This window comes from Rhodococcus ruber NBRC 15591 (genome assembly GCF_001894945.1).
GTDB classification, from domain to species: domain Bacteria; phylum Actinomycetota; class Actinomycetes; order Mycobacteriales; family Mycobacteriaceae; genus Rhodococcus; species Rhodococcus ruber.
Window position 1 is genome coordinate 69,468 of sequence record NZ_BCXE01000006.1, and the last position, 10,814, is coordinate 80,281.

11 protein-coding genes are annotated in these 10,814 nt (G+C 70.3%); 9 read left to right on the forward strand and 2 right to left on the reverse strand.

What is annotated here, in order from left to right; genetic code table 11:
- The first annotated feature begins 46 nt into the window (after nucleotides 1-46).
- The 7 genes from RR3_RS05580 (at nucleotide 47) to RR3_RS05610 (ending at nucleotide 5,228) form a co-directional block, all read left to right on the forward strand.
- Complete coding sequence (locus RR3_RS05580; protein WP_010593780.1) at nucleotides 47-610, forward strand: dihydrofolate reductase family protein; 564 nt, start codon at nucleotides 47-49, stop codon at nucleotides 608-610.
- Nucleotides 611-720: 110 nt separating this feature from the next.
- Nucleotides 721-1,374 carry a class I SAM-dependent methyltransferase gene (locus RR3_RS05585; protein ID WP_010593781.1) on the forward strand — a complete coding sequence of 218 codons (654 nt, stop codon included), beginning with the start codon at nucleotides 721-723 and terminating at the stop codon, nucleotides 1,372-1,374.
- Nucleotides 1,375-1,487: 113 nt separating this feature from the next.
- Nucleotides 1,488-1,919: an SRPBCC family protein gene (locus tag RR3_RS05590; RefSeq protein WP_010593782.1), complete on the forward strand. Its 432-nt coding sequence runs from the start codon at nucleotides 1,488-1,490 to the stop codon at nucleotides 1,917-1,919.
- The gene (locus RR3_RS05595; protein WP_017680600.1) at nucleotides 1,916-2,242 is read left to right on the forward strand and encodes an ArsR/SmtB family transcription factor; all 327 of its coding nucleotides are present in this window, start codon (nucleotides 1,916-1,918) and stop codon (nucleotides 2,240-2,242) included. The genes RR3_RS05590 and RR3_RS05595 overlap by 4 nt, the downstream gene beginning before the upstream one ends.
- A 150-nt stretch (nucleotides 2,243-2,392) precedes the next feature.
- Complete coding sequence (locus RR3_RS05600) at nucleotides 2,393-3,958, forward strand: alpha/beta hydrolase (RefSeq protein WP_040273982.1); 1,566 nt, start codon at nucleotides 2,393-2,395, stop codon at nucleotides 3,956-3,958.
- A gap of 186 nt (nucleotides 3,959-4,144) precedes the next feature.
- Nucleotides 4,145-4,366 carry a hypothetical protein gene (locus tag RR3_RS05605; protein WP_017680602.1) on the forward strand — a complete coding sequence of 74 codons (222 nt, stop codon included), beginning with the start codon at nucleotides 4,145-4,147 and terminating at the stop codon, nucleotides 4,364-4,366.
- A 193-nt stretch (nucleotides 4,367-4,559) separates the two neighbouring features.
- On the forward strand, nucleotides 4,560-5,228 hold the full coding sequence (locus RR3_RS05610; protein WP_371851025.1) for a GTP pyrophosphokinase: 669 nt from the start codon (nucleotides 4,560-4,562) through the stop codon (nucleotides 5,226-5,228).
- An 86-nt stretch (nucleotides 5,229-5,314) separates the two neighbouring features.
- Here the strand turns inward: RR3_RS05610 and RR3_RS05615 are convergent, their stop codons facing one another.
- Together RR3_RS05615 and RR3_RS05620 are read right to left on the reverse strand one after the other, a co-directional pair.
- The gene (locus RR3_RS05615) at nucleotides 5,315-6,145 is read right to left on the reverse strand and encodes a siderophore-interacting protein (RefSeq protein ID WP_017680603.1); all 831 of its coding nucleotides are present in this window, start codon (nucleotides 6,143-6,145) and stop codon (nucleotides 5,315-5,317) included.
- Between the two features lie 29 nt (nucleotides 6,146-6,174).
- Nucleotides 6,175-7,605, reverse strand: a complete 1,431-nt coding sequence (locus RR3_RS05620; RefSeq protein ID WP_010593788.1) for an MDR family MFS transporter — start codon at nucleotides 7,603-7,605, stop codon at nucleotides 6,175-6,177.
- 109 nt (nucleotides 7,606-7,714) lie between these two features.
- On the opposite strand from RR3_RS05620, the gene RR3_RS05625 reads away from it, so the two are divergent.
- The gene (locus RR3_RS05625; protein ID WP_064066461.1) at nucleotides 7,715-8,608 is read left to right on the forward strand and encodes a phosphoribosylaminoimidazolesuccinocarboxamide synthase; all 894 of its coding nucleotides are present in this window, start codon (nucleotides 7,715-7,717) and stop codon (nucleotides 8,606-8,608) included.
- A complete protein-coding gene (locus RR3_RS05630) occupies nucleotides 8,605-10,746 on the forward strand; it encodes a S9 family peptidase (protein ID WP_064066462.1) in 2,142 nt (713 codons plus the stop codon). Before RR3_RS05625 ends, RR3_RS05630 begins: the two co-directional genes overlap by 4 nt.
- The last annotated feature ends 68 nt before the right edge of the window (nucleotides 10,747-10,814 follow it).

Below are 10,814 nucleotides of genomic sequence, written 5' to 3' on the forward strand. Positions count from 1 at the left end.
CACGCCCGTCCGCGCGGACGGGGCAAGCCGAAGAGGAGTGGATGTCATGGGCAAGGTCACGGTCACCGAGTTCGTCTCTGCGGACGGCGTCATGGAGAACCCCGCGTGGACGTTCCCGTACTGGAACGACACGATCGCCGCGTTCAAGGACGGCGAATTGAACGAGGCGGACGCGTTGCTCCTCGGCCGCACCACCTACCAGGAGTTTGCCGCGGTCTGGCCCGATCATCCCGGCGAGGACGACGCGTCCAAGGCGCAGATGAACGACATTCCCAAACACGTCGCCACGACCACGCTCACCGAACTCGAGTGGAACGCGACCCGCATCGAGGGCGACGTCGCGGAGGGGATCCGCGCCCTCAAGGCCGAGAAGAACCTGCTGGTCATGGGGAGCGGCAGCCTCGTCGAGTTCCTGCGCAGTCAGGGACTCGTCGACGAGTACCGGCTCGCCGTCTACCCCGTGCTGGTCGGCTCGGGCCGGCGCCTGTTCGACTCCGTCGAGGCGCAGGCGACCCTCGACCTCCGCGACTGCAAGGTCCTCGACAACGGCGTCCTGCTGCTCGTCTACAGCGTGGTCTCCGACACCGTCGCCGTTCCGGACTTCGACTGACGGCGTACCCGCAGCCGAGGTCCGGCGCGAGCCGTTGTTTCGGGGCTCGGATGCGGGGAACCCGACGGCATGTCCACGTTCCGCACCCCCACGCCCCCGCGCAGCGACGGATGACGACCGGCGCTGCGCGGGCGCGGGACTACGACACCTGGTTCGACACCCCGTGGGGTGCCCACGCCTGGGCGGTGGAGCGCGACGCGGTCGACGAGGTCCTGCCCGACGTGGCCGGCCGGACCGTGGTCGAGGTCGGCTGCGGGACCGGCCGGCTCGTGAGCCATCTCGCCCACCGCGGTGCCCGAATGCTCGGTGTGGACCTCGCGGCGGGCATGCTCTCCGTCGCGACCGACCGGGCACCCGCCCGGCTCGTGCGCGCCGACGCCACTCGCCTGCCCGTGCCGGATGCCGTTGCCGACGCCGCCGTCACGATCGCGACCCTCGAATTCACCGACGCCGCGGCGGTGCTGGTCGAGATGGCCCGTATCACTCGCCCGGGCGGGCGCATCGTCGCGCTCACCCTCAACCCCACCAGCCCGTGGGGGTGGATCGATCGGCCCACCCGACGAGCGCCGTACTCGGCCGCACGCTACGTTTCTCGGCGAGAGCTGCGCCGCCTGGGCGGTCGACACGGCCGGGCCCAGGTGCGGGGCCGGTTGTTCACCGCGGCGCGGTTCGGGCATCGACTCGAGCCGATTGCCGCCCTGCCGGGCCGGATCGTCCCCTGGTTCGGGGCCGTCCAGATGCTCGTCGTCGACCGGGAGCTCTGAGAGACGGCCCGGCGCCGCGAAGACCCGAATTAGTGCAACTTCGGGGTTGCGGTTTGGGGAGAGAGATGCAACCCTGGAGTTGCACAAATCGTATCCCCGGACTGGAGGCGATCATGGCCCCGCTCGACATCACCCGCACCATCGACATCGCGGCCCCGGCCACCAAGGTATGGGCCGCACTGACCGAACCCGAACTGATCGCGCAATGGTTCGGCGACAGAATCGAATTCGACGCATCGCCCGGAGGCGCGGGCGCGTTCGGCTGGACGGGACACGACCACGGTCCCTTCCGCGTCCTGGTCGAGCATGTGGACGAGCCGAAGACGCTCGTCTACCGCTGGGCCCGCGACGCGAACGTGGACCCGGTGCCGGGTAACTCCACGGTGGTGCGGTTCGACCTCGCGGAGATCGACGGCGGCACCCGGCTGACCCTGGTGGAAACCGGCTTCGAGGAGCTCGTCGACCCGCAGGCGGCCCACGACGGCAACGTCGACGGCTGGCGCGCCGAACTCGGCGATCTGGTGGAGTTCCTGGAATCCCGGTGAACGATGTGGCGAAGGGAGTTCCGGCGGTGCTCGCGGTACTGGCCGACGAAACCCGCTGGAACATCCTCACCGCGATCGGCGCCGAGGACCTGTCCGCGAGTGCGCTCGCGGAGCGGCTGCCGGTCAGCCGTCAGGCGATCGCGAAGCACCTGACCGTCCTCGCCGACGCCGGGCTCGTGGAGTCGTTCCGGATCGGGCGGGAGATCCGCTACCGGGCAATCGGAACCCGGCTCGGCGAACTGGCCGGCGAGCTGGACTCGATCGGACGGCAGTGGGACCGTCGCCTCGAGGCGATCAAGCGCATCGCCGAGCGACCCGGCTGACCGCACGAGCGGGCCGCGCGGTGCCGTCGAGGGGGTGCCCATCGGCACCCTCGGGGTGGTGGTACCGAGCGCCGTCGGCGCCGACCCTGTAGTGGTCCGCGGAGGGATCTGCTTCCTCCGGTCGAGTACCACTGGAGGGCAGGTCGATTCATGGCGTCGAACGGCGAACGCGGGATCCGGCAACGGGTCCTGCAGTTGGTGACCACAACGGGAGCGGCGACGGCCCTGATCGTGGGCGGGTTCTCGTCTCCGGTCGTCGCCACCGGCTTCGCCTCCACGACCGGTGAGATCCCGCCCGGCCTCGAACCGTTCTACACCCAGCAGGTCCGGTGGGAGTCGTGCGACGGCTACAGCACCGACGGGTCGGACCTGGTCGGGGCCGGGCTCGAGTGCGCGCGGGTGACCGTGCCGATCGACTACGAGAGCCCCGAGGGCGATACGGCGCAGGTCGCCCTGTCCCGTTCGCGGGCGACGGGAGAGAAGATCGGATCACTGCTCGTCAACCCGGGCGGACCGGGAGCCTCCGGGCTCGGGACGGCCGTCGTCGCCGACGGCACCGAACTCGCCGAGCGGTTCGACGTCGTCGGATTCGATCCGCGCGGAATCGGGGCGTCGACGCCGCGGATCGACTGCCTGACATCCGAGGAGACCGACGCGTGGCGGCAGGATCCCGTGGTGGACATGACCGCCGAGGGCATTGCCCGGGCCGAGCAGAAGAGCCGGGAGTACGCGGCGCGCTGCGCCGAACGCACCGGCACCGACGTGCTCGCACACGTGGGCACCCGCGACGTGGTGCGGGACATGGACGTCATCCGGGCCGCGCTCGGCGACGCGGGATTGAACTACCTCGGATACTCGTACGGGACCCGGCTCGGCTCGGCCTATGCGGAGGCGTTCCCCGGCAACGTACGCGCGATGGTGCTCGACGGGGCGCTCGATCCACAGCAGGACCCCGTCGAGGAGGCGGTGCGGCAGGCCGCCGGCTTCCAGCAGGCATTCGACGCGTTCGCCGCGAACTGCGCGACCCGCGAGGACTGCCCCCTCGGCGCCGATCCCGCGGCCGCGGTCGCGCGGTTCCGCTCGCTGGTCGATCCCCTCATCGACCGTCCCGCGGCCACGGACGATCCGCGGGGACTGAGCTATCCGAACGCGATCAGCGGTGTCGTCGCCACCCTGTACTCGCCGCAGGGCTGGGAGTACCTGCGGACCGGACTCACCGAGCTGGAGCAGGGCCGGGGCGACACGCTGCTGCTGCTGGCCGACATGTACGAGGGCCGGTTCGCCGACGGCTCGTACTCGAACTCCGGCGAGGCGATGGCGGCTGTGCGGTGCGTCGACGACGCCGCCGTGACCGACCCGGCGGTGGCCGGTGAACTCGACACCCGGTCCCGTGCAGCGGCACCGTTCCTCGACGACGGCCGCGGCACCGGCAACGCGCCGCTCGGTGCGTGCGCCTTCTGGCCCGTGCCGCCGACGGGAGATCGGCACGCCGTGGAGGTCGACGGCCTGCCCCCGATCGTCGTCGTCTCCACCACCGAGGATCCGGCGACGCCGTACCAGGCGGGGGTGGACCTGGCGAAGCAACTGGACGCGGTGCTCGTCACGTACCGCGGAACCCAGCACGGGGTGGTGCTGAGCGGCCAGTGGTGCATCGACCTGCCTGTCGCACGCTACCTCGTCGATCTCGCTGTGCCGGAGGGGGATACGACATGCTGAGCCGTACCGGATCCGATTCGTCGGGACGGACGGTCAGGGCGTCCGCGGCGGCCACCGCGGGCGGGCATCGCGAATTCGGAGCCGAACGTCAGGGTTTCCCGAGCCTGCTGCCGGCTGCGCGAGTCGGTGTCGAGTCGTCCGACGGGCGGGGAACCGCCTCGCCCCTGACGAGAGGACTGCGAAGTCGTGAAGGTTCTGAACACGAAGCTGGGCAAGGTCGCGGCGACCGGGACGATCGCGTTGGCGGCGGTGGGCGCCGGCGCCGCGAGCGCCGAGGCGTCCCCGATGCAGCACCAGCAGCAACAGCCGCAGCCGGCCCCGCAGCGGCCGGCCCCGCAGCATCAGCAGCCCGGGTCGCAGGGGCACGGGTTCTGGCTGTTCGACCGGTGGGTGCCGCTGCCGTGGTGACGACGGTGCCCGCGTGAGGGCGCGCAGCGACCGTGCCGTTCCGGCGCGGTCGCTGCGCCTCGCGCCCACGCTCGTCGCCGCGGCTCCGAGTCGTCGCCGGGCCCCACCCTCGGCCGACCTGGCAGACTCGATCGGGAAGGCGACGAGGAGACAGACGGTGACAGAAACGGTGGACGGCGCTGACGACGTGCAGCTGAGGCAACCACGACTCGAGCCCGCGCAGCTCCACCTGGACCCGCCGCAGATCGCGCTCCAGCGGGAGTTCCGCCGCGTCCTGATGGTCTACAAGTTCGGCATCGACGAGATGATGACCAAGATCAACATCCTGCGGGAGGAGTTCGGCTTCGCCCACGACCACAACCCGATCGAGCACGTCAAGTCGCGGCTGAAGACCCCCGAATCGGTCGTCGAGAAGGCCGTCCGCAAGAACCTGCCGCTCACCCTCGACGCGATCCGCGACAACATCTACGACATCGCGGGCATCCGCATCACCTGCAGCTTCGTCTCCGACGTCTACCGGATCTTCGACCTGATCACCGGGCAGCACGACATCCGGGTCGTCCAGGTCAAGGACTACATCGCGTGCCCGAAGCCCAACGGATACCGGAGCCTGCACGCGATCGTCGAGGTCCCCGTCTTCATGTCCGACCGCGTGCAGCCGGTGTTCGTCGAACTGCAGATCCGCACCGTCGCGATGGACTTCTGGGCCAGCCTCGAACACAAGATCTTCTACAAGTACGACAAGGCGGTGCCCGTCGAACTGCTCGACGAACTGCGCGCGGCGGCCGCGACCGCCCGCGACCTCGACGTCCGGATGGAGGCCCTGCACGACCAGGTGCACGGGCCCGACTCGTCGCCCTGAGCGGCCTGCGGCCGAGCGAATGTATCGCCCGCCGGCGCTGAGGAGGGGGACGATACATCCGCTCGGCCCGAGTCGCTCGGCCCGGCTCAGGCGTCGTGCTCGGTGAAGTCCCGGTCGTGGTCGGTGGTGCGGCCGTACCCGGTCTCGGTCATGCCGTGCCGCCAGTAGCCGATGACGAGGGTGGACCGGCGGTCGAAGCCGGCCTCGTGGCGCAGGTAGCTGCGCATCCGCAGCACGGTCTTCGATTCGGCCGACACCCACGCGAATCGCTTCAGTTCGCCGTCGGGGATCGGCACGGCGGTCGCCGCGTCGGTCAGGTGCGTGGTGGTGCCCGCGGGGGCGCCGTCGCGGTGCACCCAGCGGATCTCGATGTCGGCGGGGGAGCGCAGGTCCTGGTGTTCGCCCTCGTCGGCGACCTCGACGACGGCGGTGCCCCGGGCGCCCTCGGGGAGGCGTTCGAGCATGCGGCCGATCGCGGGCAGCGCCGTCTCGTCGCCGACGATCAGGTACCAGTCGGCCGGGGGCGCGACGATCCCGCCGCCGCCGGCCGCCGCGAGGCGATCGCCGGGACGGGCCCGCTCCGCCCAGGCACTGGCCAGGCCCTCGTCGCCGTGCCGGACGAAGTCGACGTCCATCTCGGCGGCCGCGGGGTCGAGTCGCCGCACGGTGTAGGTGCGGACCTGCGCCTTGAGCGTGGGGTCGGGCCACTCGAGGCGCCGGCCGCCGGTGTTGACGGGCAGGTCGAGGTCACCGTTCGCGCGCGGGAAGATCAGCTTGATGTTGGGCACCCGGGTCGGGTCGCTCGCGTAGACCTCGACGCCGCGTCCGGCGAACGTGACGCGGCGCATGCGGGGGGTGATGTCCTCGACCTTCGCGACTTCGATGACGCTGGGCAGCAGCCCGTCTTCGTTCGACATACCCCACACCTTAGGTGAGCCTTTCCAATCTAGGTGGGGTCGGGTTGTTCCGCAGGCCGGTTCGGCATCGTGGCGGCCGTCACGGCCAGGGCCACCGCGGTCACGAGAAGGGCGACGAACACCGGCGCCACCGCGTCGGCGAGCTGCTCCGGCGCGAGCGGTCCCGAGCCGGCGACGTCGTGCGCGGCCGCATTCGCCAGTGCCCCGAAGACCGCGACCCCGACGGCGCTGCCGATCGAGCGGGCGAACGAGTACGCCCCCGTCACCACCCCACGCTCGGCCCACGTCACGCTCGACTGCGCCGAGATCAGCGCCGGGCTCGCGATCAGGCCCATCCCGAGACCGACGAGTACGCAGCACCCCGCGACCTGCCACACCGGTGACCGCTCGTCGAGCAGCGTCAGCAGACCGGTGCCGGCCAGCACCGGGACGGAGCCGATCATCGCGGTGTTGCGGAACCCGATCCGCAGGTAGAACCAGCCGGAGCGCGCCGCCGCGAGCGGCCAGCCGATCGTCATCGTCGACAGGGTGAATCCCGCCACCAGCGCCGTGGTGCCCAGCGACCCCTGCACGAACGCCGGCACGTAGGAGGTCAGGCCCAGCACCACGGCGCCGACGAGAGCAGCGACCGCGCTGCTGGTGAGCACGACGCGGCGGGCGAAAACCCACGGCGGCAGGATCGGCTCCGCCGCGCGTCGCTCCACCCACACGAACAGCAGCAGCAGCGTCGCGGCGGCCGCGAACACCCCGACGCTCGGCGCCGACGCCCACGCCCAGGCCTGCCCACCCTCGAGCAGACCCAGGATCAGCAGTCCGGAGCCCGCCGCGAGCGTCGCGGCACCGGCCCGGTCCACCGGCCGCCGCGGCCCGGAGGGCCGTGACTCGGTGAACGCCCTCAGCAGCACCGCCACGGCCAGCGCGCACAGCGGCAGGTTGATCCAGAAGATCCACCGCCACGACACGAAGTCGGAGAAGACCCCGCCCACGGCGGGGCCGACGATCGCCGACATGCCCCACACGCTCGCGAGGTAGCCCTGGGCCTTCGCGCGTTCGGCGACGGTGTAGATGTCGCCGGCGATGGTCTGCGCCATCGGCAGCACGGCCCCCGCGCCCAGTCCCTGTACCGCGCGGAACGCGATCAGGGCCGGCATGCTCCATGCCAGCGCGCACAGCGCCGAGCCCAGGGCGAACAGCGCGATCCCGAACACCAGCACGGGTCTGCGCCCGTACACGTCCGACAACTTGCCGTACACCGGCACGAGCACGGCCTGGGTGAGCAGGTAACTCGAGAACAGCCACGGGAACTGCGTGAAGCCACCGAGGTCCGCGACGACGGTCGGAACGGCGGTGGCCAGGACGGTGCTCTCGAGTGCGACGAGCGCGGTGGCGAGCATCAGGGCCGCGAGAATCGGTCCGCGTTCCGAGCGCAGACCCACGTCGATCCGGGGTGCCGCCGACATCACGCTCCTGTTCGGGGTGGGGTTCCGGTCACGATCATTGTCGTCGTGAACGATCCCGGGATCGGGCGGGGGTGCCGTGCAGGTCCGGGCGGCGCACTAGGGTGGCACCGTGCGTCCATCACTCGAGTCCTACCCCCACCTCGCCGGCGGCAAGGTCCGGGACCTGTATGTCATAGACGACGAGCACCTGCTCCTCGTGGCCAGCGACCGGATCTCGGCATACGATCACGTGCTCGACACCCCGATTCCCGACAAGGGCCGGGTGCTCACCGCGATGAGCGTGTTCTTCTTCAACCTGCTCGAGGTGAACCATCACCTCGCCGGTGAGCCCGACGACGACCGCATCCCCGCCGAGGTCCTCGGCCGCGCCCTCGTCGTCAAACGGCTGAAGATGGTGCCGATCGAGTGCGTCGCCCGCGGCTTCCTCACCGGATCGGGCCTGATCGACTACCGGAGGACCGGTGGGGTGTGCGGCGTCCCGCTGCCCGACGGCCTCGTGGAGGCCAGCCGGCTGCCCGATCCGATCTTCACTCCCGCGAGCAAGGCCGAACTCGGCGACCACGACGAGAACATCACCTTCGACGAGGTCGTCGACAAGGTCGGCCAGGATCTCGCCGTGAAGCTGCGCGAGGACACCCTCGACATCTACGGCCGCGCCGCGATGTACGCGGCGGACAAAGGCATCCTGCTGGCCGACACGAAGTTCGAGTTCGGACTCGACGGCGCCGGGCACCTCGTCCTCGCCGACGAGGTGCTCACCCCGGATTCGTCGCGCTACTGGCCCGCCGAGGGGTACGAGCCGGGCAAGGTGCAGCCCAGCTTCGACAAGCAGTTCGTGCGCGATTGGCTGACGAGTCCCGAGTCCGGATGGGACCGCGCCTCCGACACCCCGCCGCCGCCCCTGCCGCAGCACATCGTCGACGCCACCCGTGAGAGGTATATCGAAGCCTACGAACGGATCTCGGGTCTGTCGTTCTCCGACTGGCTGGAGCCGAGCGCATGACCGCGCCGATCGCCAAGCGGGCGCCGTCCGAGCGGGTGCATCACGGGCACACGTTCGTCGACGAGTACGAGTGGCTCCGCGACAAGGAGAACCCCGAGGTCATCGCCCACCTCGAGGCCGAGAACGCGTGGACCGAGAAGCAGACCGCGCACCTGGCGCCCTTGCGGGAGAAGATCTTCGAGGAGATCAAGTCCCGCACGCAGGAAACCGACATGTCGGTGCCCACCCGCATGGGGGACTGGTGGTACTACGCCCGGACCGCCGAGGGCAAGCAGTACAGCATCCAGTGCCGCTGCCCGATCTCCGACCCCGACGACTGGAATCCGCCGGAGCTGGCACCGGGTGTGGAACTGCCCGGGGAGCAGGTGCTGCTCGACGGCAACGTCGAGGCCGCCGGGCACGAGTTCTTCTCCCTCGGTGCGTTCTCGATCAGCCACGACGGGACGCTGCTCGCCTACTCGGTCGACGTCGTCGGCGACGAGCGCTACACGCTGCGGTTCAAGAACCTCGGCACCGGTGAGCTGCTCGCCGACGAGATCCCCGGGACCGCGCCCGGCGCGACGTGGGCGATCGACCACAGCCACATCTTCTATCTCACCGTGGACGAGTCCTGGCGGCCGGACACCGTGTGGCGGCACCGTCTGGGTACGTCCCACACCGAGGACGTCCGGGTCTTCCACGAGTCCGACGAGCGGTTCTGGGTGTCGGTGGGCACCACCCGCAGCGAGAAGTACCTGATGATCTGGGTGGGATCCAAGATCACGACCGAGGGGTGGGTCCTCGAATCCGCCGACCCCACCGGCGAGTTCCGGGTGCTGCTGCCGCGGCGCGAGGGGGTCGAGTACGGCGCCGAGCATGCCGTCGTCGGCGGCGAGGACCGGTTCCTGGTCATGCACAACGACGTCGTCGAGGTGGTGGACGACGCGACGGGTGAGATCACGCGCGAGAAGGCGGAGAACTTCGTTCTCGCCGAGGCACCCGTGGACGATCCGTCTGCTCTGCGCACTCTGATCGGGCACCGGCACGACGTGCGCCTCGAGGACGTCGACGCGTTCGCCGGGCATCTCGTGCTCGGTTACCGGCGGGAGGCGCTGACCCGGCTCGCGGTGTGGCCGCTGACCGCCGACGGCTACGGCGAGCTGACCGAACTCGAGTTCGACGAGGAACTGTTCGCCGTCGGTCCGGGTGCGAACCCGGAATGGCACCAGCCGATGCTGCGGCTCGGGTTCACGTCGTTCATCACCCCCAGCCGCGTCTACGACTACGTCGTCGACTCCGGAGAACTGTTGCTGCGCAAGGCCCAGCCGGTGCTCGGTGACTTCGATCCGTCGGACTACGAGCAGCGCCGGGACTGGGCGGTGGCAGAGGACGGCACGCGCATCCCGCTGTCGATCGTGGCCCGCAAGGGTGCGCCCGCGAATGCGCCGGCGCTGCTCTACGGGTACGGGTCGTACGAGGCCAGCATCGACCCCGGCTTCTCGGTGGCGCGGCTGTCGCTCCTCGACCGGGGGATGGTCTTCGCGGTGGCCCACGTGCGGGGCGGCGGCGAGATGGGCCGGCACTGGTACGAGAACGGCAAGACGCTGGCGAAGAAGAACACCTTCACCGATTTCGTCGCCTGCGCCCGGCATCTGATCGACACCGGCGTCACCCGGCCCGACCGCCTCGTCGCCGACGGCGGCAGTGCGGGCGGACTGCTCATGGGTGCGGTGGCGAACCTCGCGCCGGAGTTGTTCGCCGGGATCCTCGCGAACGTGCCGTTCGTCGACCCGCTCACCTCGATCCTGGACCCGTCGCTGCCGCTCACGGTGATCGAGTGGGACGAGTGGGGCAACCCCCTCGACAACCCCGAGGTGTACGAGTACATGCGCTCGTACAGCCCGTACGAGAACGTCGAGGCGAAGGACTACCCGGCGATCCTCGCGATCACCAGCCTCAACGACACGCGGGTGCTCTACGTCGAACCGGCCAAGTGGGTGGCCAAGCTGCGCGCGACGAAGACCGGCGACGCGCCGCTGCTGCTCAAGACGGAGATGAGCGCCGGCCACGGGGGCGTGTCCGGCCGGTACGAGAAGTGGCGCGAGGTCGCCTTCGAGTTCGCGTGGGTCCTCGAGACGTCGGGCGCATATCGTCCCTGAACGTTGTTGTGGCCCAACGCCCTGGTGGCCCAACGCCCTGGTGGCCGAATGCCTGGTGGCCGAATGTC